The 24,588-nt window shown below is 56.1% G+C and carries 17 protein-coding genes; 6 read left to right on the forward strand and 11 right to left on the reverse strand.

Annotation, left to right across the window (positions count from 1 at the left end; all coding sequences use genetic code 11):
* Positions 1-8: 8 nt before the first annotated feature.
* The 4 genes from GFN93_RS14770 to GFN93_RS14785 all read right to left on the reverse strand — a co-directional run bounded on the left by GFN93_RS14770 (position 9) and on the right by GFN93_RS14785 (position 3,643).
* The gene (locus GFN93_RS14770) at positions 9-1,493 is read right to left on the reverse strand and encodes a flavin-containing monooxygenase (RefSeq protein WP_153502092.1); all 1,485 of its coding nucleotides are present in this window, start codon (positions 1,491-1,493) and stop codon (positions 9-11) included.
* A gap of 13 nt (positions 1,494-1,506) precedes the next feature.
* Entirely contained in the window at positions 1,507-2,313 is an 807-nt protein-coding gene (locus GFN93_RS14775) for an SDR family NAD(P)-dependent oxidoreductase (RefSeq protein ID WP_235902074.1), read from the reverse strand.
* Positions 2,310-2,945 carry a TetR/AcrR family transcriptional regulator gene (locus tag GFN93_RS14780; RefSeq protein WP_153502093.1) on the reverse strand — a complete coding sequence of 212 codons (636 nt, stop codon included), beginning with the start codon at positions 2,943-2,945 and terminating at the stop codon, positions 2,310-2,312. Before GFN93_RS14780 ends, GFN93_RS14775 begins: the two co-directional genes overlap by 4 nt.
* Before the next feature lie 197 nt (positions 2,946-3,142).
* The gene (locus tag GFN93_RS14785; RefSeq protein WP_153502094.1) at positions 3,143-3,643 is read right to left on the reverse strand and encodes a DUF1289 domain-containing protein; all 501 of its coding nucleotides are present in this window, start codon (positions 3,641-3,643) and stop codon (positions 3,143-3,145) included.
* Positions 3,644-3,888: 245 nt separating this feature from the next.
* On the opposite strand from GFN93_RS14785, the gene GFN93_RS14790 reads away from it, so the two are divergent.
* Positions 3,889-4,482 carry a DUF2846 domain-containing protein gene (locus GFN93_RS14790; protein WP_208993766.1) on the forward strand — a complete coding sequence of 198 codons (594 nt, stop codon included), beginning with the start codon at positions 3,889-3,891 and terminating at the stop codon, positions 4,480-4,482.
* Positions 4,483-4,694: 212 nt separating this feature from the next.
* Here GFN93_RS14790 and GFN93_RS14795 read toward each other — a convergent pair whose 3' ends face one another.
* From GFN93_RS14795 to egtB, 3 genes are all read right to left on the reverse strand, one after another.
* Positions 4,695-5,219 carry an acyl-CoA thioesterase gene (locus tag GFN93_RS14795; RefSeq protein ID WP_153502095.1) on the reverse strand — a complete coding sequence of 175 codons (525 nt, stop codon included), beginning with the start codon at positions 5,217-5,219 and terminating at the stop codon, positions 4,695-4,697.
* A 140-nt stretch (positions 5,220-5,359) separates the two neighbouring features.
* On the reverse strand, positions 5,360-6,349 hold the full coding sequence (egtD, locus tag GFN93_RS14800; protein ID WP_153502096.1) for an L-histidine N(alpha)-methyltransferase: 990 nt from the start codon (positions 6,347-6,349) through the stop codon (positions 5,360-5,362).
* A gap of 31 nt (positions 6,350-6,380) precedes the next feature.
* Positions 6,381-7,628 carry an ergothioneine biosynthesis protein EgtB gene (gene egtB, locus GFN93_RS14805; RefSeq protein ID WP_153502097.1) on the reverse strand — a complete coding sequence of 416 codons (1,248 nt, stop codon included), beginning with the start codon at positions 7,626-7,628 and terminating at the stop codon, positions 6,381-6,383.
* Between the two features lie 205 nt (positions 7,629-7,833).
* Here egtB and GFN93_RS14810 point away from each other — a divergent pair, with 205 nt between their 5' ends.
* Positions 7,834-8,604 (forward strand): 3-hydroxyacyl-CoA dehydrogenase, encoded by a 771-nt coding sequence (locus GFN93_RS14810; protein WP_153502098.1) that lies wholly within the window; start codon positions 7,834-7,836, stop codon positions 8,602-8,604.
* 250 nt (positions 8,605-8,854) lie between these two features.
* On the opposite strand, the gene ppnN is transcribed toward GFN93_RS14810, so the two are convergent.
* Positions 8,855-10,222 carry a nucleotide 5'-monophosphate nucleosidase PpnN gene (ppnN, locus tag GFN93_RS14815; protein ID WP_153502099.1) on the reverse strand — a complete coding sequence of 456 codons (1,368 nt, stop codon included), beginning with the start codon at positions 10,220-10,222 and terminating at the stop codon, positions 8,855-8,857.
* Between the two features lie 250 nt (positions 10,223-10,472).
* Between ppnN and GFN93_RS14820 the strand changes: the two genes are divergently transcribed.
* Positions 10,473-10,688 carry a hypothetical protein gene (locus GFN93_RS14820; RefSeq protein ID WP_153502100.1) on the forward strand — a complete coding sequence of 72 codons (216 nt, stop codon included), beginning with the start codon at positions 10,473-10,475 and terminating at the stop codon, positions 10,686-10,688.
* Positions 10,689-10,901: 213 nt separating this feature from the next.
* Here GFN93_RS14820 and dinB read toward each other — a convergent pair whose 3' ends face one another.
* The gene (gene dinB, locus GFN93_RS14825; protein ID WP_153502101.1) at positions 10,902-12,011 is read right to left on the reverse strand and encodes a DNA polymerase IV; all 1,110 of its coding nucleotides are present in this window, start codon (positions 12,009-12,011) and stop codon (positions 10,902-10,904) included.
* Positions 12,012-12,085: 74 nt separating this feature from the next.
* On the opposite strand from dinB, the gene GFN93_RS14830 reads away from it, so the two are divergent.
* The gene (locus tag GFN93_RS14830) at positions 12,086-13,699 is read left to right on the forward strand and encodes an FAD-dependent monooxygenase (protein ID WP_328594797.1); all 1,614 of its coding nucleotides are present in this window, start codon (positions 12,086-12,088) and stop codon (positions 13,697-13,699) included.
* Here the strand turns inward: GFN93_RS14830 and GFN93_RS14835 are convergent.
* Positions 13,696-14,514 (reverse strand): putative RNA methyltransferase, encoded by an 819-nt coding sequence (locus tag GFN93_RS14835; protein ID WP_153502103.1) that lies wholly within the window; start codon positions 14,512-14,514, stop codon positions 13,696-13,698. The two genes, GFN93_RS14830 and GFN93_RS14835, sit on opposite strands and share 4 nt — an antisense overlap.
* 8 nt (positions 14,515-14,522) lie before the next feature.
* Positions 14,523-15,653, reverse strand: a complete 1,131-nt coding sequence (locus GFN93_RS14840) for a tetratricopeptide repeat protein (protein WP_153502104.1) — start codon at positions 15,651-15,653, stop codon at positions 14,523-14,525.
* 131 nt (positions 15,654-15,784) lie between these two features.
* Here GFN93_RS14840 and GFN93_RS14845 point away from each other — a divergent pair, with 131 nt between their 5' ends.
* Both GFN93_RS14845 and GFN93_RS14850 read left to right on the forward strand, forming a co-directional pair.
* Positions 15,785-17,467, forward strand: coding sequence for a ShlB/FhaC/HecB family hemolysin secretion/activation protein (locus GFN93_RS14845; protein ID WP_153502105.1), 1,683 nt, complete (start codon positions 15,785-15,787; stop codon positions 17,465-17,467).
* A complete protein-coding gene (locus tag GFN93_RS14850) occupies positions 17,442-24,512 on the forward strand; it encodes a two-partner secretion domain-containing protein (protein WP_153502106.1) in 7,071 nt (2,356 codons plus the stop codon). The genes GFN93_RS14845 and GFN93_RS14850 overlap by 26 nt, the downstream gene beginning before the upstream one ends.
* Positions 24,513-24,588: the final 76 nt, after the last annotated feature.

Consider the following 24,588-nt stretch of genomic DNA (forward strand, 5'->3'; position numbering starts at 1 on the left):
TTTACAAGCTAGAAGACGGGCTGGGTGGCCGGCGTCAGGGTGTAGTTGTCACTGTCGAACTGCTTCAGCAGTCGCTGCATTTCCAGTGTGCTCCAGGGAAAGCCCACACTGTTGAAACCGTTCTTGTCGAGGTAGTAGCTGGAGCAACCGCCAGTGTTCCAGACCGTACCTTGCAGGTCTTTTTGCACTTTGTGGTTGTAGTCCCGCTGCACTTCCGCTTTGACCTCTATGCGTTGCAGCTGCTGATCACGCATGGTGGTGAGGGTGCTGACGATATAGTTGATTTGCGCTTCAATCACGATGAAGGCCGAGTTGTGGCCGATACCCAGATTTGGGCCGAGCACCATAAACGCATTGGGCAGCCCGGCAATGGTGGTGCCACGGTAGGCCTGCATGCCGTCTTTCCACATGTCGCTGAGGGATTCCCCGGCAGCGTTGTAAATGTGATTGGCAATGGGCGGTTCGGTGACGAAAAAACCGGTGCCGAGGATGATGGTGTCTACCTCGCATTCGCTGCCATCCTGTCCGACCAGCGTATTGCCGCGGACTTCTTTCAGGCCGGTATGGAATACGTCCACATTGCTCTTGTTCAGCGTCGGGTAATAGTTGTTGCTCATCAGTACCCGTTTACAACCCAGGGTGTAATCGGGGGTCAGCTTGGCGCGCAGTGCCGGATCCTTGATGGCCACTTTCAGGTGGGCAAGGCCCAGCTTCTGAATCTGTTTGAGGATGGCTGGCCGGCGGAAACCGATGCCGAATGTTTCAAAGCCACCGTAGAGCATCTTGCGCCAGGCATTCAGGGTGAAGGGCAGGCGGAAAAAGTGTTCTTCCACTTTGGGAATGCTGTGATCCGGTTTCGGCAGCACCCATTGTGGAGTGCGCTGGAACAGCGTCAGCTGTTTCACTTTGGGCTGGATTTCCGGCACGAACTGGATAGCGGATGCGCCGGTGCCGACGACGGCGACACGCTCTCCTGCCAGGTCATGGTCGTGATCCCAGCGAGAGGAATGAAACAGGGTGCCGCTGAATTCTTTCAGGCCAGGAATGGCCGGGATGATCGGCTCATGCAGATAACCGGAACACGCCACGACGGTGCGGGCCAAATAGAGTTGATCTGCGGTTTGCACTTCCCAGAGGCTTTTCTCTTCGCGCCACTGTGCACGTTCCACGCCCTGATTGAAGTGAATGCTGTCCGGGATACGGTGCTGCTCTGCCACGTCGCGCACATAGGCCAGGATTTCTGCCTGGCCAGCAAAGGCACGGGTCCAGTCCGGTTTCTGGGCGAAGGAGTAGGAGTACAGGGCGGACGGTACATCGCAGGCACAGCCGGGGTAGGTGTTGTCCCGCCAGGTGCCGCCCAGATCCGCTGCCTTTTCCAGAATCACAAAGTTATCAATGCCGGCCTCTTTCAGCTTGATGCCGAGACCAATACCGCTAATGCCCGCACCGACAATCAGTACGTCATGAATGGGGGTGTTTGCTTGCTGTGTCATGCTGGTATCCGCTTCACTGGTTCGGTTGTGGGCTGAAGAAGTCCATGGCCTTGTTGGTCAGGTTCAGGTTGGCCACTTGTTTGGCCAGGCTGTAGACATCCGGGTAGATCACTCGCGCACCGCCTTTGTGGAAGGTGTGATAGATGCGCTCGGCCAGCACGTCCGGTTTGCCCGTGGGAATGAAGCGCGAGATCGCGCCGCGCTTGACCTGATTGCGTGCATGGCTCTCCAGTCCGGAGTACACCGGGCCGGGGTATACGGTGACCACGTTGACGCCCTCCTTTTTCAGGTCGAGCCGGGCAATCTCGGACGCCATGCCCAGCCCTGCCTTGGCGCCGCCGTAGTAGCTGCAACCGCGAATGGGCACCCGGCCTGCCATGCTGGAAATATTGATCACGCAACCACGTCGTTTCTCAATCATGTCGGGCACTGCCAGGTCCATAAGCCGCATGGGGGCAATGTAATTGATGTCCATGCTGCGCTTGCCTCGTTCCCAGCCAGTGCCGGCCAGGGTCATGATGTCCATGATCCCGGCGCAGTTGACCAGCACATCCACCGGGCCATGACGTTCCACCAGGGACTGCCACCAGCCGGGCAGGGCGTCGATGTCCGTGAGATCGCATACCTCGGCATGGGCTCCGTGCTGGCTGGCCACGGTCTGCAAAGCCTCCGGATTGAGGTCTACCAGAGTGAGGGCTACGTCAGGATGATGGCTGCGAAACTGTTCAGCCAGTGCGCTGCCAATGGCGCCAGCGCCACCGGTGATCACAACGTGTGCCGGTTTCATGATGGCGGGTCTTGAGAGAGTCGCGTGCGTCATGGGGTTGTTCCTTCAGGGTGGTGATTGGCGATGGCCAGCCAGCAGGCATCCCGTGCCTGCTTCAGGTCCTCGTTGTTCAGCGTCAGGTAATTGAGTCGCTCTGCCTTGAATACGCCGACAAAGGCGCCCCAAAACAGCGCGATGGCCAGATCGGGTTTGAGCCGGTCACTCAGCAGGCCATTGCGTTGCCCAATGATCACCATCATGCCCAGCGGGATAAGCAGGGCCTGTTCGCAGCTGCGACTTTCCGGGGTGAGGTAACTGTGGTGATCCTGCATTTCCAGAAACTGAAATGCCTGGGGTTCTTCGCGGGCGAAGGCGGTAAGCCTGGCCCACAGGGTATCGAACAGGGCGCGGCTGGGATTCAACAGATCCAGATCCGCCAGCAGCCGATCCTGCAGGCGCTGCTTGGCATCACAGAAGGTGGCATTAATAAGCGCTTCCTTACTGTCAAAGTACCGGTACAGGGTGCCCACACCCACGCCGGCCTTGTCGGCGATGGGGGGGACAGGGGTGCCATGCAGACCGTGCTCGGCAAATACCTGCAAAGCTGCCTTGATAATCTGTTCCCGTTTTCCCCCTTCCCTGGCGGGGCGGGAAGCGGTGTTTGCGATGGATGTGGCTGTAGCCATGGCTCACCTGCGAAATGAATAATGAATGTTCATTCCGTTAATGTGCCATTGCTTGATGTAGTGGTGAAAGGGGGGGTGAAGAGTCAGATTGGGACAAATGAAAGCAGCTGCGAGAGACGAGTGGCGAGTTGCGAAAGGCAAAACTCTTGTCGGTATCAGGGTTACGGGGTTGGATCTTCGAAACTCGAAACTCGAAACTAGATCAGCCCTTTTTCCCGTGCCGCCAACTCGGTGAGTTCGGCAACGAGCCTTACCGGGCGAGCATAGGAGCGGTCATAGTGGGCCTGGGAGAGCGCATGGCACTCGACACTGATTTGCTCGTAGAGTTGACGCGGGGTCAGGCCCTGGGTGGTAGAGAGCGGGATCAATCCGAAGCGATCGTAGGGGATAGCCTGCTTGCCGGCGGCCTTGAGCAGCTCCGGAATCCATCCCTGGGGAGACAGCTGAGTCTGGTAACGCAGGTTCTGGAACGCCATTTGCTCTGCCAGCTGAGTCGCATCGGCCACCTGGAAGTAGTTGTCTACCACCTGACACAGCAGCAGATCGAGCCGTTTCCAGACAATGCTCTTCTGCTCGTTGGTGTAGGCATTCCAGTCCACCACTTCATGGCTGAAGCGGCGACAGCCACGGCACACCGTGTCGCCAAACACGGTGGAACAGACGCCAATACAGGGGGTGCGGATACGATTTACGGACATGGCGAAAGATTACCAGAAATCCCTGCGGGGCGGGGAGCCTGGATGCCTGTAAAGTGACGACGGGACCTGGTTGCCGCTATCTTGAGCAAAACGGTCAAATCGGCCATAGTTAGCGATTGTTGAAGGCACTATATTGGCAAGCCTCGCAATCTCCCGGTTGTCCCGAATCCCGGGGGCGGGCAGGAAAGGCGCAATAATAACAGGTCCGGGCCGTTCAAGAGCCACGGTACCAATGGAGAATAATAATGCGATTGGTTGTGTGGCTGGCATTGCTCAGCCTGATGCTGTCCGGGTGTTCCGGAGTAGGGATGGGTATTCCTTCTACGCCTGGGGCCTTTCTGGATGCGCCTGGTGGCAAGACCTTCGATCCGATTGAGTCCCTGGATCCTCGTAACTCCATGGTTTACATCTACCGGCCGATTACCCGTTGGGGGTATGAAGAAGTGCAGGCGCCGGTATTTTTCCTGGATTCTACCCAGCTGTTCGGCCTCAAGGCCGGTGCCTACAGCTGGCTGGAGCTGCCTGCCGGCACCCATGAATTCTATGCCCGTCGTCCCCTGAGTGTGCTTTACCTGAAGATGGTGTTCGACATGGACCTCAAGATTGAGGGTGGCAAGGACTATTACTTCCGCTACTCCGAACTGAGCCCGCTGGATCTGACCGAGATCGTGGCCAACCCGGAAGAGTACCAGCAGTCTGGTCCGCTCCAGCAAGTGCCTAAAGCGATTGCCTTGCGCGAAATCGCCGACCTGCGTCTGGATGAGCCAGGTGTCTACTATGCCGACCGGATGAACAAGGAGCCTCGCTGGGCCCCGTTCTATACGTATTCGGTTGAATAAACGCATCACGCATTACACTGCATGCAACACGCAAAAGCCCCGGTAATCCGGGGCTTTTGGTTTGGTTTTCCTGGTTGGCGAGTGAAGAGTAGCCAGTTTCGAAAGAGAAAACTTCGCAAGTGCGAAGGTTCAGGGTTTGATCTTCGAAACTCGAAACTCGAAACTCGAAACTCGAAACTCGAAACTCGAAACTCGAAACTCGAAACTCGCAGTCAGTCCGTTTCCGTCAACCGCTTCTTCGACTGCAGCAATCGTTTCCACTGTTCCACATACTCTGGCAGCGGCGGAGAGTTCAGGTGCATACCCGTGATGTCCTGGGCCGACTGCGGGCTGATGGACTTGCCGCCGTGGACGTTGACCACGCGCACCAGGGCATGGGTATGCAGCTTGCGCTGGGATTCAAAGCGCTGATCGTAGTAGACGTACTTGTCATCCCAGCCAAGGATGCGGGTGTGTACCTGGAATTGCTGGTAGGGGCGCAGTTCACGGATGTAGGCAATTTCGGTGTTGGCTACGACCACGTTGCAGCGCGCTTCAATCATGCGATTGAGGCTGCCGGTAACAACGGCGTGTTCCAGTCGGCTTCGATCCATGAACTTGAGATACTTGGCATTGTTCAGATGCATGTTCAGGTCGATATCCAGCAGGCCTACTCTAAATTCCAGAGTGACCACATCAAATAGCTGGTGTGTAGGCGGGCGTTTACGTCTGCGCGCCGCGCTGATCAGTTCAAGCATCCGGGCTCCCTCGGCCACTCCCCATCGTGGCATTGGTGTCATTCTTGGTCGTTAGGGGGTGAGAACGCGGTTCAGTATACCGTTACCAGACTCAGTTCACACTATTGCCTATCGCCAAACGACACGCCGGGATGATCAGATTAGTCAGTCGAGGCCAGATGCAAGCTGAAAAGGTCGTCGGAATCTGTCCAGCAGCCTCTGGGGCGAAAGCCGGCGTCCATCAACTCCCGGGTAAAGCCTTCCACGGTGAATTTGTAGGAATTCTCGGTGTGGATGCGGGTGCCTCCTTTGAGAGTGATCTGATGATGGCCAAGGTGTAATTCCTGATCACACAGGCATTCCAGGTGCATTTCAATGCGCTGCGCCGTCTCGTTATAGAACGCCACATGGCGCATGTTGTTCACATCGAACTGGCAGCCCAGTGCGTTATTCAGATGATGTAGCGCATTCAGGTTGAAGGCGGCGGTGAGGCCCTGGGCATCGTTGTAGGCCGCGTTGAGTCGGGAAGCCTCCTTCTGCAGATCAGCGCCAATCAGCAGTGCTCCTCCGGGCCCCGCCAGATGATGCAGTCCACGCAAGAATGCAGAGCGCTCGGCGGGGTCGAAATTTCCGATAGTGGAGCCGGGGAAGAACACCACCCTTCCTCCCGGCAGGTTGTCTGCAGGTAGTGACAGGGCCTGGCAGTAGTCGGCGCAGACCGCATCGATCTGTACCTCTGGGAAATCCCGCGACAGCTGGCGTGTGGACTGCAGCAGACAGTCCCGGGAAATCTCCAGCGGCATATAGCGCTCCGGGGACCAGCGCTCAAGCAGTAAACGCACTTTCTGGCAGCTGCCGGCACCCGGCTCGGCTATCGTGTTCGCGTGCCCCAGCTGAGCCTGAATCTCGCTACTGTAGCGGGCCAGCAAGGCGGCTTCGGTGCGGGTGGGGTAGTACTCCTCGGTGGTGGTGATGGCATCGAACAGGCGCGAACCGGCCTCATCGTAGAAGTATTTGGGGTGCAAGTGAGGGCGTGGGGCCGTCAGTGAACGGGTGACCTCCTCCAGCATATCGGTGGCGGGAGGGTGCAGGTCGTAAAAGGTCAGATTGGGGCCCAGTTGCTGCTCATTGACCGGCATTGCCTGTTTCATGATCACCTCTGAGGGCAGGGTTGTTCTTTGTCTAGTTGTCGGCTGCCAGCCGGATACCGCTGAACTGCCAGCGATGGTGCGGGTAGAAAAAGTTACGGTAACTGGCCCGGATATGATCCCGGCTGGTGGCACAGGAGCCGCCACGCAATACCATCTGGTTGCACATGAACTTGCCGTTGTATTCACCGACCGCCCCTGCTGCTGTCTGAAAACCCGGGTAGGGCAGGTAGGCGCTGGCGGTCCATTCCCAGACGTCACCGAGCATGTGGCTGAGGGGCGCGCTGGTCGCCATGCCGGGCTGATAGCGGGCATGGTCTGCAAAGCTGCCCTCTGCCTGGCTTTGTCTGGCGGCATGTTCCCATTCCTGTTCTGTGGGCAGGCGGTAGCCGGCCCAGCGGGCATAGGCATCGGCTTCGTAGTAATTCACATGGGCGAGAATCTGGCCGGGGCTGATCGGTTGAACACCTGCCAATGTCCAGTGGTTAAGCAGGTCACCTTGCCAGTAAAGCGGTCGGTGGATCTGGTGCTGCTGTACCCAGGCCCAGCCATCGGATAACCACAGCTCAGGTCGGCGGTAGCCGCCGTCGTTGATGAAATCCCGAAACTCCCCATTACTGACAGGACGGTTGGCCAGCCGGTAGGGGCTTAACCAGATGGGGTGACGTGGCTGCTCATTATCGAAGCAAAAGCCGTCCTCCGGGGTGGCGCCGTGTGCAACTTTGCCGCCAGCGAAGTCCTGAAAGGTGAGGGCGGGCGCCGGCTCACCCTGGGCGGGAAGTGCCTGCGCAATCGCCGGGGCCAGTGGATTGAATGAGAGGCTGTATTTCAGATCCGTCAGCAGCAGTTCCTGATGCTGCTGTTCATGGTTCAGGCCCAGGGTGACCAGTGCTTCCAGATCAGGGCGTGCCTCGATCAGTTGCCCCATGGCCAGATCCACATGATGCCGCCAGCGGATGACTTCCTGATTGGTGGGGCGCGACAGCAGGTGGCGCTGCGGACGAGGGTATTGCTCTCCGATGCCGTTGTAGTAGCTGTTGAACAGGTACTCGAAAGCCGGATTGGGAGGGAGGTAGCCGGGCAGGTGCGGGATCAGCAGAAACGTCTCGAAGAACCAGGTGGTATGGGCCAGATGCCAGCGTGGCGGGCTCACGTCGGGACAGGCCTGGAGGCCCATGTCTTCCGGCAAGAGCGGGGCACATAGTTGCTCGCTGAACTGGCGTACTCGTGTGTAGGTGCGCCCCAGCGTGAATGTCTTTTCCTGTCGGACGGTCTCTGGCAAGGTTTTCCCTCCCGTGTCCTGGAGTCATGCGCCACTCTCCATTGACGCAATCTCACCTTAAAACACTGGCGGATTGAGCGAAAGCAACAATGAGCCGTTTGTGAGTGGTGGGTATACTCCGGGCATTGTTTCGGCGTCATTGAAAAACGGGTCACATTGTTTGTGTTTCATTGGCGCCTCATGGCCCCACATCCAAGGAGAGCATATGAACATTACCGATAAAGTTGCTGTTATCACCGGTGGCGCATCCGGTCTCGGTCACGCCACTGCCCAGGCTATCGTTGCAAAGGGTGGCAAAGTGATGATCCTGGACCTGAATGAAGAGCAGGGTGTGCAGGTTGCTGCGGACCTGGGCGACAACGCGGCATTCATCAAGACCGACGTGACCGACGAAGCCTCTGTACAAGCGGCCATTGCAGCCACCCTGGACAAGTTCGGTGCTGTCCATGTCGCCGTTAACTGCGCTGGCGTAGGCTCTGCCATGAAGACCGTTGGCCGTGAAAACAAGCCTCACGACCTGGGTGTGTTCAGCAAGGTGGTACAGATCAACCTGATCGGTACCTTCAACGTGACCCGTCTGGCGGCGGCGGCCATGGCCGAGAACGAGCCGGGCGAAGACAACGAGCGTGGTCTGATTGTGAACACTGCTTCCGTTGCGGCTTTCGACGGTCAGGTGGGTCAGGTTGCCTACTCTGCCACCAAAGGTGCAGTGGTCGGCATGACTCTGCCGATCGCCCGTGATCTGGCTCCGCTGGGCATCCGTTGCAACACCATCGCCCCGGGTATCTTCAATACCCCGCTGATGAACGCTGCTCCGGACAAGGTGAAGCAGCCGCTGATCGAAATGACCCAGTTCCCCAAGCGTCTGGGGCACCCGGAAGAATACGGTCAGCTGGTTTGCCACATGATCGAGAACAAGTTCCTCAACGGCGAAACCATCCGTATCGATGGCGGTATCCGTATGCAGCCGCGTTAAGGCCGCTGCCAGCGATGAGCTGAAACGAAAAAGCCCCGGTTTACCGGGGCTTTTTGGTTTTCGTTTTCGTTTTCGTTTTTGCGAGCGGTGAGCTGCGAGTAACGAGAAGCGAGTTTCGAAAGGCAAAAGCAAAAACGCGTTGTTTAAAGGTTTTCGCCACTCGAAACCCGTGACTCGCTACTGCCTTATCGCTTTGTGTGTATGGCCGGGTTTTCCTTGTGGCTCACAGCCCACGACTCCCCGCTGCCTTTCACCCCATCAACTCATAACAGGGTTCGTAGTGGGTTCCCGGCAACTTCATGCGGTGCTGCGCGACGAAGGCGTTGAGCAGGTGGTCCAGTCGGGTCATTAGCTCGCCGGGGGCATGAAGCTGGTAAGGCCCATACTGTTCAATGGCGTGGATGCCTTGTTCTTTCACGTTGCCCGCAACGATACCGGAGAAGGCTCTGCGCAGGTTGGCGGCCAGCTCGTGTACCGGCTGATCATTGCCCAGATTGAGACCGGCCATGGCTTCGTGGGTCGGTATGAACGGCTGCTGGAATTCCAGCGGCACGGTCAGGCGCCAGTTGAAATAGAACGCATCGTCATTATCGCGGCGGAACAGGGTGAGCCGGTCGATGCCATGGCACATGGCCGTGGCCACAGCGCTGGGATCGTCGATGATGATCTGGTAGCGGTCAGCGGCCTTGTCTCCCAGCGTGGCGCGGATAAAGGCGTCCACCTGCTCGAAGTAGGGGGCACTGCTGGCCGGGCCGGTCAATACCACCGGTAACGGCATATCGGCATTGTCCGGGTGCATCAGTACGCCCAGCAGATAGAGAATTTCTTCCGTGGTACCCACGCCGCCGGGGAACACGATGATGCCGTGGCCCACCCGCAAAAACGCTTCCAGCCGTTTTTCGATGTCTGGCATGATCACCAGCTCGTTCACAATCGGGTTGGGAGCCTCGGCGGCAATGATGCCAGGCTCAGAGATCCCCAAATAACGGCCGCCGTCGAAACGCTGTTTGGCATGGGCTACATGGGCGCCTTTCATGGGGCCCTTCATGGCACCGGGTCCGCAGCCGGTGCAAATGTCCTTGTGACGCAGCCCGAGCTGATACCCCACGCTCTTGCTGTAGTCGTATTCTTCACGGGAAATGCTGTGGCCCCCCCAGCACACCACCATGTTGGGGGTGGAGCCGGATTTCAGGGCGCCTGCGTTACGCAGGATATGGAACACCGCATTGGTGATGCCCTGGCTGTTGTTGAGATCGAAGCTGTCGTTGTTCTGGATCTCGTTGGATACATAGACAATATCGCGCAGTACCGCTGACAGGTGTTCACGGATACCGCGAATCATGCGTCCGTCCACAAAGGCACCGGCAGGGGCGTTCTCCAGTTTGAGCCGCAGGCCGCGGTCCTCCTGGATGACCTCGATCTCGAAACTCCGGTAGGTCTCCAGTACTTCGCGGCTGTCATCGGTGGGCGTGCCGCAGTTCAGTACCGCCAGCGCACAGCGCCGGAAAAGATCATGGAGGCCGCTGCTGGAGGTATCCCGCAGGCGCTCCACTTCGTGCTGGCTGAGTACTTCCAGGCTGCCCTCGGGGGCAACAATTGTTGATACCGTCTTGGTCATAAAGTGTGTTTCCTCGCAAACAGCCCCTAGGTTAACGCAAAGGCTGTCAGGGTGCTTGTGAAGGAAAGCAGGGGGTGGCTGCCTGCTTTTTTACATTCCCCGGGGAACGCTGCCACCGGGTGTGCGTCACAGGGATATCGGCACTGGCATACTGGCTGCATGACTTCTGTCATGTGCTTGTCTTGAAAGTGTCTTAATCTGGACAGGCTGCCGATCCCCGGCATGAATACTGGAAGTGAGGGCGCACGACATGTTGCTCAAGTATCTCAATGAACTGGAAAGGGCGGTGGAAGCTCTGGCGGAGCACCCCGATTCCGACACGATGACCCGCTGTGCGGATTGTGTCGCCACCCTGGATACCTACCTGGACAGCCAGATGGAGCCGGTCAAGCAGCGTGGCCGCGAATTGATGGATGGCATGATGCCGGCGGAATTGCTGGAGCGGGTGGGGCACTCGGTGCACTGAGAACGGCAAGCTTCAAGCTACAACACGAAGCGGAGGTTTGGGGTACCGGAAATGTCTTCGCTTCGTGCTGCCAGTTCCGGTGTGACTCAGAGTAAGAACCTACATTCGTAACCCGAAAGCCTTTGGGGTCTCCGCGGCTCCCACCTATCAGCGCGTAGCGAGAACCTTAAAGTGACGATTGCCTTTCCCCGTGTTGCCGCTTGTAGCTTGTCCCTAGGTCTTGCCCCGCCGCTGGCGCAGCGCCCTGTCCCATTCCTCAGGAAACAGATCCGGCTGCTGTGGGGCCTTCATATCCCGCAGTCTGGCGCCAATCCCGAGTAATCTGGCCGGCCCCTGACGGCGTTCCCACAGTTGCTCCAGTAGTGTTTCAAAGTGCGCCCGGTCCAGGTCCGTGCCGGCCATGTCGCAACTCAGGCTGACGAAGTCCTGATACTTCACCTTGGCGGTGAGCCCACTGATCAGGTAGTTCTGATCCAGCCTCGCAAACCGTTCCTTGAGCTTGTCCAGCAGGCTGTCCAGTTCCCGCAGCCATTCCTTCAGGGTTGGCTGGTCACTGTCATAGGTACGCTCCACCGACACGGACTTGCGCCGTCGGCCGGTCTGTACCGGACGGTTATCTTCGCCCCGGCTGAGATGGTAAAGCCGCTCACCGAAGCTGCCGAAGGCCTGCGCCAGCTCCAGCCGGCTCAAACCTTGCAGGTCTCCACAGGTGTGCAGGTTCAGGCTGGCCATCTTTTCTGCGGTGACACGCCCCACACCGGAAATCTTTTTGACCGGCAGGCTGGCCACAAAGTCATCCACCTGGGCGGGGGTGATCACGAACAGGCCATCAGGTTTGCGCCAGTCGCTGGCCACCTTGGCGAGAAACTTGTTGGGGGCCACACCGGCGGACACGGTAATGCCTATGTGCTGGCGGACTTCCGCGCGGATCGCTTCGGCAATGCGTGTTGCGCTATTCTCGAACTGTTCACTCTGGGAGACATCCAGATACGCTTCGTCCAGTGACAGTGGTTCAATGAGCGCGGTATAACGTTTGAAGATTTCGTGGATCTGGGCAGACACTTTACGGTACTTGTCGAAATTGGGTGGCACGATAACCAGGTCCGGGCACAGCCGCAGCGCCGTGGAGGATGCCATGGCGGAATGTACGCCGAAGTGCCGCGCCGGATAATTGCAGGTAGCAATCACGCCCCGGCGATGAGGATCGCCCCCTACGGCCACTGGCCTGCCACGCAAGGATGAGTCATCACGGGCCTCAACGGCTGCATAGAAGCAGTCGCAGTCCACATGGATGATCTTGCGGGTGGGTGGGCTCAGGGTCATTGGGCGTTGGCCAGAATGCAGAATGAGGAGATTGTACCATCGCCATTACGGAGAGCAGCACGACGCAGGCACTGATTGTCGGGGCCGGGCCCACGGGTCTGACACTGGGCATTGGGCTGCGTCGGCAGGGCATTGCCTGCACCATCATTGATCGTCTGGACGCGCCGTCTCCCTGGTCCAAGGCGCTGGGGCTGCATTCGCGCAGCCTGGAAGTGTTCGCCGCCATGGATGTCCTCGGGCCGATTCGCAAGGCCTCACGGGTGCTCAAGGCGGTGTCGGTGTATGGCGACAACGGCTTTCTGTTCGAGCTGGACCTGACGTCCTTGGATGCCCCCTACCCGTGGGTGCTGAGTTGCCCGCAATCGGATGTGGAAGAGGCGCTTATTCAGCGTTTCAAGGCGCTGGGTGGCGAGCTGGTTCGCGGGGTCGAGTTGCTGGATTTCACCCAGGATGGCTCCAGAGTGACTGCCCGCATTCGCCAGGGAACAGCGGTGCAGACCCTGCACTCCGACGTGATGGTGGGTGCCGATGGCGTGGGTTCCACCGTACGCCAGCAGCTTGGCCTCGGCTTCCACGGTGTGGAATACAGCGAACACTTCCTGCTGGCCGATGTGGATTGGGAGAGCCCCTGGCGCAGTGATAGCTCCCATGGTTTTCTGCAGGAAGAAGGACTGCTGATTGCCTTGCCGCTACCCACCGGCTGGCGGCTGATCATGGCCACCGACGCACCGCCGGACGTGCCACTGGAGGTTTCCGTCTTTGAGGAACGGCTGGCGCCGATCCTGGGAGAGAAGCCGGATCTTGGCTCGCCACGCTGGATCAGCGAGTTCTCGGTGCAGCGCCGCCTGGCCCAGCACTATCGCCGTAACCGGGTGTATCTTGCCGGCGATGCGGCTCATGTACAGAGCCCACTGGGTGCGCAGGGGATGAACACCGGCCTGGCCGATGCGTTCAACCTGAGCTGGAAGCTGGGGTATTACCTGAATGGCTACGGTAGTGGGGAGCTGCTGGACAGCTATGAGCAGGAGCGGCGCCCCGTGGCGGAAAAAATGATTTACGGTGTGGACATGTTGTCGCGGGCCTCGTTGGTCAAACTGCCGTTACTGCGACGAAGCCGGGATTCCCTGCTGAAACTGGCGGGTGGTCGGAACCGGTTATCCAGCCGAATACTGCGTACCGCCAGTCAGCTGGATGTGCATTACCGCCATTCTCCCATCGTGACCAGTGGCCCGGAATCCGACTTGGGCTGGCGACGGGAAGGGCCGCTGCCCGGTGATCGTTTGCCGGATGCGAGCCTGAAATCCGTGCGAACCGGTCATCTGCATCAGCTTCATGATTTGCTGCGCAAGCCGGTGCATCACCTGATCCTGCAATTGAGTGAGAAGCCGGAGTACAACGAAAAACTGGTGCTCTATGCGTTCAGTGATCGGCTCGGTCAGGACTACCGCAATCGTGCCCACCTGACCGTGGTGGCCGCCCAGCATACCCCCCATGCCGAGATTCCTCGCGAAGGCACCACCCGCATTTGGCAGGACCATGAAGGCGACTTCGCCAAGGCGTTCGGGCACGGCCCGCGTCTCTGGTTGATGCGCCCGGATGGCCACCTGGCGTATCGGGCACCCGTGGGGAATGCGGATCATCTGCTGGAGTATCTTGACTCAGTACTTGGCAGGCGAGGGGCTGATTAACTATTAATTACTCTCGCCCACCGCTGCACTATAAAGTGCGCCGGCATGGCCTTGCCCGCCAGCTTGCCAATATCGGCTTTGGCAGAAGGCTTGGCGCGCCAGTGGTGAGGAGTCATGGTCAGCAGGTTTTGCAGTTCCTGCTCATCTGCGGGCGTCCATTCGAATGTGACTTCCTCGCTGTCGATCAGTGAGAAGCGGTCATCCAGAAACTTTCCGGCATCAAAGCCAGACTGGCGCACATCTTCGTAGAGGGCCTCGCGCAGCGGCATCAAATGATGCTCGCCCGTGCCCACAACGATCAATTCGCCGCCAGGCTTCAGCACCCGTGCAATGTCATCGGTGAACAAGCGGGTGAACAGCACCACCACCCGCTGCATGCTCTGATCAAACAGCGGCAGCCGCGCGCCGCTGGCCACCAGCCAGGTTAATGCCTTGTTGCGTTTGGCCGCGGCATCAATGGCGAACTTGGAAATATCCACCCCGACACCCTGCTCAGCGCCAAGCTGACGGGCGAACCGTTCGGTATACCAGCCCTCGCCACAGCCCAGGTCCAGCCAGTCGCCTTCGGGTTCCGCTGGCAGCTTGCTGAGCAGCATCTCAGCCAGAGGCTGGTAGCGGCCCAGCTCCAGAAATGCCGTGCGTGCCTGCACCATGTCCTTGTCATCGCCGGGTGAGCGGGAACGCCGGTGCTGGGCCAGCAACAGATTGGTGTAGCCGCGCCGTGCACGATCAAAACGATGCCCTGACTCGCACTGCCAGGTGCTGTCAGAGAGGGTGAGGATCTGGTCGCAGCTTGGGCATTTCAGTGTGGGCATGTTCATGATCACTTTGAGGAGAGCAGCAGTTCAGATCGCTGTAGTTGCGCCTCTGCGGCCAGGTCAGACAGTTCGGCACGGTATTGGGCAACGGTTTCTTCAAGGATGTCCGTGACGGCAGCATGGCTTTGGCTGAGTTGCTGCTGCGCGTTTTGATAAAGATCCTGAAGTTGCTTTTCCAGTTTCCGGGCAATGGCGGGCAGTGCCTGCTGGCTTCTCTCGATAAAGGCCAATTGCGCACGCAGCCGGGCTTGCTGGTTGCGGAGCCGGGTGATCTGCTGGCGAATTCGGACTTGTTCCTGCCCCAGATCATTCGGCACTACTTGCGCCATCAGCGCTGCCAGCTGAGCGTCCCCGGCTGCCACCTGCTGCAGAATGGATTGCTGTTGCTGCTGGTACTGGCCAAGAGTCTGGCTTAATTCACTGAGCTCGCTATTCAGTACATCGTGGCGTCGCCGCAGCGCCAGGACAGCGGTAACGGATTCCTTGAGCTGGCCAGTTTGTGCCAGCAAATTATGGCGGGGATGTCGCAAGCTCCGTCGCAGCAGGGTTTTGCGAACGGCCTCATCAAGATGCGATGGGAAGATAATCGCCATCGGATCCAGCTCGCCGCTTTCCTGAAACAGGTCCAGTTGGCCAAGTGCGAAAAGGCTTTGCCGGCTGATTTCCGAATAGAGCGCGGCAGACAGTCCGGCGTTATTGTCCTGTGCATCATGTGCTGCACTGAGCAACCCGTTCAGTGTCGCTGCGCGGTAGGGAAAATGCTGGGCAGTACGCAAAAACCAGCTTCGGGCGTCGGCAGGCTGACCGGTTAGCCGATAGCTCTCAGCCATGAGCATACTCGCCTGCAAGGCTGCCGGGCTTTCGGTATTGATTTGTTTGAGAGTATTGCGTGCCTGCTCAAAGTCCTGTTGCTGCATCTGTAAGGCTGCCAATCGGAGCCTTAACTGGTTCTCGATGACAAAACGTTCAGCAGGTTTGAGGTGGCGGGCACCGTGCAGTGCGGCCTCCAGTTCCTTTTCGGTCGCGGCTGTCTGGCCTAGTGTTTTTAATGAAGACTCAATGGATGCGGCGCTCGCTTGCGAGTAAAGCATGATGGCAAAAAGCCATAGCGTCAGCCTCAGTGTGATCCGTTTCACGCCAAGATCGTTCCCTGTTCACGTTTGTTTACCCAAAAGTGTAAGATGCGCGGCTGCGAATGAGGTCAGCGCTAATAACTCTAACTCAGCGTTGCTCGTTCCTATTGTGATCATTTAAGGCAAGGAAAGCCATGTTGGGGGATAAAGCACTCTTTAGCGGTGGTGTGCTCGCTGCTTGCTGTTTCTTCGTTGGGGCCGTCAATGCGGAACCCAGCGCGCAGCAGCGCATGTTCGACCGTCTGCAAGAGCAGGAACGTCAGCGTCAGCAGCAGCACCTGGAAGAAATGCAGGTGCCAGGGGAGGAGATCCCCCTGCAAGTACCCCTGCCCGAGGCGTCTGACGCACCAGCGCCCTGCTTTGCCATCGAGACCGTAAAACTGACCACGCTGGATGGTGAGGCGCACCCCTTTGGGCGCCGGATAACCAAGGTGGCCAGGCAGCCCCAGGGTAGCTGCATGACCATGCAGGACATCCAGACCCTGCAAGCCGTCCTATCCAATCTCCTCATCGATAAGGGGTTCATTACCAGTCGCGTACTGATTCCTGAGCAGGATGTGTCCACTGGCAGCCTGCTGCTCCTGATCGTGCCGGGCAGAGTAGAAGACTTTGAGGCGGTTGGGCTGTCCCGGCATATGCTGGAATGGGCTATTCCTGCGTCGGAGGGCGATCTCCTCAATCTCAGGGATCTTGAGCAAGCGGTGGAGACCCTTGCCAGGCTGCCTCATCTCGATGCCAATATGGATCTGGCCCCCGGCGAGGAGCAGGGCGGAACGATCATCCTCGGGCAGGCGCAGTGGCCGCAGCGCTATCGGGGCACCCTGGTGCTGGATGAAGAGCACTACGGCGATATCACCCACGGCACCGCTCAGGCCGGCTTTGACTGGGGGGGCTTGCTCGGCGTTCCGGATCGCATTTCCCTGTCCCTGAATACCGACTTGGACACGGAGTTTTCAGATCAGGCCTGGGGCTCGGGTTTGAGTTATGACATCAGCCACGGTTACTGGAATCTGGCGTTAAGCTACAACCGCCAGGAGTATGAGAATACTATCGATGGGATTTTCCAGTCCTTCGAATCCGAGGGGGCGACGGATACCAGCAGGCTGGAGCTGACTCGTACCCTCTACAGAAGCAACAAGGCGCGTTTCTCGCTTTCCTTGCTGGGCGCGTATTCCGACACTGAAAACCGCCTTGAAGATGCGGTAATTCGGGTCAGCAGTTACCACTTGCGTGCTTGGGGTGGCAGATTCAATGCCAAGTACCTGTGGGGTAATACCCAGTTGGCGGGCACCTTTACCTATGAGCAGGGTAGAGGGTCAGGGCCGGCAACGATGTTGCCGGGGGATATCTCGATTGCCGATATCTCGCACACGAGATATCAGACATATCTTACAGCCAACCGCTTCATAAAACCGTTATATGGAGCTTTATCCATTCGGCTCAATGGGCAATACAGCGATGATATGTTGTTCCCGTCGGAACGGTTTTCCGTCGCTTCCAGTGCGGCGGTCAGGGGGTATCGGGATATTGCTCTTAATGGTAATTCCGCCATGGCGGCTGCCGTTCAATTTGATTTCTATCCTCCCATTACCGGCCCTGTCTCGGTGACCCCGTTTGTTGCCTACGATTCAGGTGTAGTGCCTGGGAACAGCAATGAGCTGGGATTTGCACGCATTGACTCTGCAACTGCCGGGGCCCGGCTGGGTTTTCGCAGCCTGAACTTCACGACGGAAGTGTCATGGCCCATGGAACAGCATTCAACGGAACTGACAAACAGCGAGTACACGCTTCATGCCTCACTTTATGCCGAAATCTGATCAGCAGCCGCCTGTTTTGCAACGCAGCCTGGGCTATGGTTTGTCATTGCTTTTGATCTGGCAGCCGATGCTGGTGGCCGCCGCAGACGCCGTGAGCCCAACGCACTCGACCAATGGCCGCCCCACACTGGATCAGGCCGCTAATGGCGTGCCCATCGTGAATATCCAGAACCCCAATGGGCAAGGGGTCTCGCAGAATTTCTACAATGAACTCAATGTGGGAAGTCAGGGGCTGATTCTGAATAACAGCCAGCAGCTGACCCAGACACAACTGGGTGGCTATATTGAGGGCAACCCTAACCTTACAGGTGGATCGGCCAACTTAATCCTGAATGAGGTCATCGGCACGAACCCCTCCAGTCTTAACGGCTACATGGAAGTCGGTGGTGCCCGTGCAGACGTGGTGGTGGCCAACCCCAATGGTATTACTTGTAATGGTTGCGGTTTTATCAATACCAACCATGCCACCCTGACTACCGGTACGGCGATCATGGAAGGCGGCAACCTGAGTGGTTTTGATGTGCAGGGCGGTAATATCCATATCGGTGAGAATGGGCTTAATGCGTCCAATACGAGCCGTTTTGATCTGATTGCCCGTTCTGTAGAGGTGGCAGGTGAGCTGCACGCAGACCAACTGAATATTGTGACCGGCCAGCAAACGGTGAACCGTAATACGCTGGAGGCCAGCAATGTCACTACCGATGGGGATAAACCGTCTTTTGCGATTGATTCCACTGCGCTGGGCGGCATGTATGCCAATCGCATTCGTCTGATAGCCAATGAAGATGGCGTGGGGGTGAGGTTGGATGCGCCTGTCGCGGCCCAGAATGGGGATTTGGTGCTGACGTCGGATGGGAATATCCAGCACAGCGATCTGGCTGCTGCTGGTGATATCTTAATCTCCGCAGAACAAGGCCAAGTTCATTCTCAGGGTGCAACACTCGCCAAATCTGACTTTTCTGTTACTGCAGATGAGTATCTCAACGAGGGGGCAATCGTTGCAGAAAAGGGGGTTACTGTATCCGCTAATTCGGTGACAAATACCGGAACGCTGGGAGGGCGTGAGCATCTGAGCGTTAAAGCAGATTCGATTCTTAATGATGCAGGTGCTGCGCTACTTTCCAATAATAAAATATCGCTCGAAGCAAATAGTATTACTAATCGACTAGCGGATATCTATACAACCGGGGATATATCAATAAGTGCTGCCAATAATGGAAGCGCTGATGTTGTCGAGAATAGATCCGGTCGAATAGAAGGGCTAGGTAATGTCAGTATATTTTCCGGTCAAGTTTTCAATATCAGAGATGTGCTTGACTGGGAAGATACCCTCTATGAAGGTAGTTTGACCTATACATGTCTGGAGTGCGCGAGGGAGCACTTCAATATGCGTTATACCCTGAACGAATATTTTTATCGTGAACTGGATGACGCGAGTACAGGTCGTAGTTTGTTGGTGGCGGGGAATGACTTGCTCGTCGGGGGGGATACGTTGGTCAACGAAGCCAGCGACATTCTTTCGTTCGGAAACATGACTCTCAATGTTGAAGAGCTGGAAAACGTGGGGCTGCATTCTGGTGAATATGTACTGACAAATAATCGAACGATTATCGGCATCGCAGATGACAGGCATGTTGATTATGTTTTATGGGATGTGATGCCCTATAACAGGAACAACTACTCTGGAGGTGCAGAATACCGTGGTGCAGGAGCGAATCCTGCAGCAGAAATTATGTGGTTGGTGCCGAACAGGAATAACCCGAGTTACAACCCCGACAATCTGATTGACAGTGAAGATACCCAGCTATTCGGGTACCTGAAAGATGGTCAAGGCACCAAGCGGCCTCTTGAGTCCACCGAAATACTTGGGGCCAATATTATCTCTGGTGGAGATATGGATATTGAGGATTCCACCATTTTCAATGGGGATTTTGGGCATCGAGAGGAAGAGGGGCGTTCTGAAGAAGAGATTATTGCTGTCCGTGATGGATCGGGGAGTTCCTATAATTACGATAGCTACTTTGATGGTGTAAATGGTGGTCTCTTCTCTATTGGTGATCCTGATCATCCATATCTGATTGAAACGAATCCCTTTTTTGCCAGTCAAGAAGGCTTGCTGGGCTCCGAGTACATGTTGGAAAGGCTGGCATGGGAGCCAGACAATGCTATTCGGTTATTGGGGGATGGCTACTATGAGCAGCAGCTGATACGTCAACAGATCATCGCGTCAACAGGGCGAGTGTTCCTTAGCAATGAATATACGAACGAAAATGAACAGTACCGTTTTCTTCTTGAGAATGGCGCATTTGCGGCTGAAGAATTGCAACTTTCGGTAGGGGTGGCGCTAAGTCCTGAGCAGATTAATAAACTGACTCAAGATATTGTATGGATGGTTGAAAAAGAGGTGGCGGGTGAGGTGGTACTGGTCCCGCAATTGTATTTGACTCCTCAAAGCATCGGTGTTGATGATAACGGGGCATTGATCGCTTCAGGCGGTCATATGCTTATCGATGACAGCAGTATCTTTAATTCAGGAACCATTATCTATGGCGACAACGCTGACTGGAGCCTGAACGAAGGTGGCATGCAGAACGTAGGAGGAACCGTTACTGGTAATGGCTATTTAAATATCGATTCTGAAGGCGATGTCGTTAATGTCAGCGGTGTCTTGGATGGGGATAAGGTCGCGATCAAAAGTGCCCGGAATATTATCAACCGTCGCTTCACTCGTCTGCACGAGCTTCAGGAGCAGGGGCGTCGTGAATGGTCTACTGATATTGGCAAGGCTGCTGTTATAGGTGGGTCTGAGTCACTTGCGTTGCAGTCGGGTGGAGATATTGCTATCTCAGGGAGTCGCCTCGAAGGTGGCGAGATCTCGCTTGATGCAGATGGAAATATTGTTGTCCAGACCGTTGAGAGCAAGTCCGGTCGGTCAGGCAGCTACCATGGAGGGGCGCTGTCTGAGTCAAGCGTAGCGCATCTTGGAAGCGAGATCAGTGCAACTATGGATATCGTGGCAGAAGCTGCTAACGATTTTTCAATCATTGGCTCAAATATTTCCAGTGATGGAACCATTAGTTTGTCTTCAGGCGATGACATGCTTATTGCAGCTGCACAGAACAGCAATAGCTATGATTTTCGTGTTCGCCATGATGGCGAAACCAGCCATAACATCCAACGTAGTGTCCGTCAGCAGGGAAGTGAAATTAATGGTGGTGGCAATGTCTCCCTGTCCGCAGGAAACAATTTGACGGCAATAGCCAGCCTCCTTAAATCGGATGAAGATCTGTCGCTGATGGCGAAAGGTGATCTAGCCCTGTTGGCGGCGAATGATTCTGACTACAGCTATAGCTATGAGGAAAATGATAGCAGTTTTGACAGAAGCAGAACTCTAGAAATTGAAAATAGAAGCCAGCGTCAGGTTGGAAGCCTGCTCCAGGCGGGTGGGCAATTATCCCTGAAGACGGAGACGGGGAATATCGATCTTGTTGCTTCAAATGGCTACGGCGCTGAAGGAGTGAGTGCAGAGTCTGGAGGGAGCATCAACATCATATCCGGTGTAAGCAGTGAATTTTCACGCACTCAGGTTACTGACAAAAATCTGGCTAGAGTAAAAACTCGTGATACAGGGAGCATCAACCAAACCCTGGCTCAGGCTGGTCTGACTTCCGGGGCGGACCTGTCTCTGAATGCGCAAGATGACGTGACCTTGGGCGCGGCCCAGCTCGAGGCTCAGGGGAATCTCACCATTGGCGAAGCCGCGTTCGCAAAAGATGAAAATGGTGCGCTCAAGCTGGATGAGAATGGCCACCCAATCATTGAGCGAGGAAGTATCGACAACCTCAATATTGGTACTGTGACACTGGAGAATGAAAGTTGGAGTGTGAGAACGCGTGAGCTACGCGGACCAGTAAAAGATCTGGCAAAGGTGAGCTCAGCGATGATCGGACTCGGTGCCCTTTACATGCCGGGTTTGGCTCTGGCGGGTAAAGAGAGCGAAATTGAGTTGTCGGAGCATGTCGAAAGCCGAGTTCAGCAGAGCAGACAGGTTGGAAGCAGCTTGCAGGCAGAGAATGTTCAGCTATCGGCACAGAATGACATTGCGGTAACAGGTTCCAGCATCGCCGCTGATCAAGAAAGTGGAAGAGTCGTCGTATTGGCAGAAAACATTCTGCTGGATACGGCAGTTACAGACACCACCACCACCCAGCGGGATGTCACCGAAACAGCTTCCAGCATTGATCCTTCCCTGAAAGAAGATGAAATCAGCCTTGGCGGGTTAAGGCTGACGGAGCTTGAGCAAGCCACTGTTATCAGAGATATCAATCACACTGGCAGCAGTATCAGCGCAAACCAGATTTTCCTTGAAGCCGAAGGTGGTATCACCCTCATCAATGCAGACCTGTATGCGACAGGGGAAGATGGAACCCTTTCGCTGACCGGGGAAGAGATCAATATCACGGGGGTGCAGGATGAGCGAACCGTCAGTGAAACGCTTACCGAAAAGACTAGCGAGCTGACATTGAGCGTGCGCAATGCCTATCTGGATGCTGCCTATGCCGTTAAGCGAATCGATGAGGCTGCTAAAGCAGTAGACGATGCGAAAGATTCTCTGAAAGACGCCGAGAGAAGGGTAGAGCGTGGCGAGTTGGCGAAGGAGGCACTGGAGGATTACAGGGTTATGCTTGCCGCTGCCTCCGCAAACTTTGTTCAAGTTGAATTGGGCGTCATGCAGGCCTTGGCTGCCGGTGCAACCACAGCAGGCACGGGTTTCTATGCCAGTGCTAGTGCCCAACATTCAGAAACGACCTCATCCAGTTTCTCGAACGAGAAGACTTGGCAAGGCAGTAGCTTGTCTGCATCTGCGATGAGTATCAATGCCGATAAGGCGAACATCATCGGTAGTGATATTAATGCGGGCCTCTTGGTGCTTGATGCCACCGATATCTTGATCGGTGCTGGAACCAATGAGCAAAGCAGCAGTTACCAACAAGAAACCCAGACTGCCGGCTTCAGTGTCAGTGGCAGCGGGGCGGGTAGCTGGAATGCCAATGTCGGTTTTAATGAAGCGGACTCTCAAAGTCAGGCTACCCAGTACGTTAATAGCCAGCTCAATGTGGGCCACCTGGCCAGTAACAGTGAGAGCCTGACGGTGAAAGGTGGCCTTATCACCGCCAACTCTGCTGAAATCGAAACCGGAGCACTACATATTGAAAGTCTGCAAGATACCTACAGCAGCAGCAACAGCAGCATGGGAGCAAATCTTGGGATCGCTGGTGCTGGAAACGAGAGAAAACCCGCTAGCGGCAGCGCGGGTTTTAACATGGCAGAAGGAAGCAGCGAAGGCGCGCGCACCAATCAGCAAAGTGCCATTCTGGTGGCAGATGGCGAAAACAGCCGGGTCACGGCCAGGGACACTACCCTGATCGGTGGCATGATCGCCAATGCCAGCTATGAAGAAAGTGCTGAGGCTGGTGAGCTGGCGTTAGTGGACCATGGCAATCTGAATTTTACTACGGAAACATTAACGGTCGAAGATCTGCGCGATTACAGTAAGAGTGAACAGCAGGGTGTTGGGCTGCAGGTAAGTAATGTTGGTAAGCAAGAATATGAAGGGACGCGAGAAGATCTAAAGGGCAAGGAGCAGACAACCGGAACAACGACAGTCAGTCTCCAGAATTCGGGGAGCCGCATGGAAGGTCAGACCCTGGCCACGATTGGGGCGGGTAATATCACCGTTGGTGGAGTGAGTCTGGATGATCATGCTGACTATGCCATTTTGAATCGTGATATCAATGAGTCGCAAGTGGTGACGCTTGATCAGCAGACTGGGGCGCTGGACCTCGGTGTGACGGTAGATCATCGTCTTTTCAGCGAAGTGGGTCGGGCCGAGATTGTGGAGCAACAATTAAACTCAGGAACCAATGCTCAGATAGTGATTAGCGGAGTAGGCGGTGAGATAAGCCGTGGTGTAGACCTTGGTGTACGCATCTCGGGTGTAGATAACCCCACGGTGATGAGAGAGATAATCAATAAAAGAATCGGAGCATGGGGAATCCTGCCCACCGCACAGAACTATGGCGGGCTTTTGGCACAGTTACCAGGCCAGTTATTGCCTGGGAGAGATGCACACCAACAACAGATGGTGATTGCTTCGGCAGACAATCCCTATATGCTGGCCAATCCGGAATTGGGCTGGGTGCCGATTTCAGAAACGCCTGGTTATCATTTGATGAATTCTGCGCAGCAAGCAAAGCTGGCAGGGACAATGGTTAGCACGAACCCGCTGGCGATTGCTGCGGGAACGGCTACTTATCAGAATTCTACAAACGGCATGCTAAATACCCCTGCGCTGGCCTCGTACAACGCTGTGACGCAAACCCATGACCTGTTAAGCAATCCTGAGCAGTCGGTATTGGTGACACTGAATTACAACCCGTCACGAGGTGTGATTGCTGATGCTTTTGAAAGCTTTCAAGACGTACTGTCGATCGAATTCGGCCAATCATGGATGGCGACAAATGTGGCGGTTGATACGGGCATATTTGCGAATCAGGTGATGCTGGCCAGAGGAGATGATCATGCAAATTTTGCCAACCACTCACAGGGTAACTTGCTGAACTACTCAGGTTTGCTCGCGGTAGGGCTCTCCAAGAATATCGTGTTCGGCCCAGCAGCTAATCCAAACTTCACCTGGAATATGTTCGGCTCCCCGGTGAATGCGGACCAATTCAATGACTTCCTCCACAGTAACGGCATGCTGCTTAGTAGCTCCTCTGTTAATAGCGGTGATTTTGTAGGGCAAGGCTTGGGTGGAAATCATGGGCTATATGTCCATGGTAGGGATGGCCAGAGTTTTAATGTGGTGCAAAATTTCGACCCTATCTCTCAAAAATTGGTGGTTAATTGGGTGACGGCGATGCGGCTTGATCAGACGCAAAACCAACCAGGTTGGGGGAGTGTGGGGGCCCTCTTTGCTGGAGATGGATCATCGCCGCACTCAAATTACAGTTGTGTTACTCGATGTGGAGCGCAAGCTCCATAATGAAATAATCATGGGAACATGGGCTCACCTTGGAGTTAGCTCTATTTTTACTCAAAACCTGAAGGGCCGGCATGAG

The organism is Alcanivorax sediminis (assembly GCF_009601165.1).
Lineage (GTDB): Bacteria > Pseudomonadota > Gammaproteobacteria > Pseudomonadales > Alcanivoracaceae > Alcanivorax > Alcanivorax sediminis.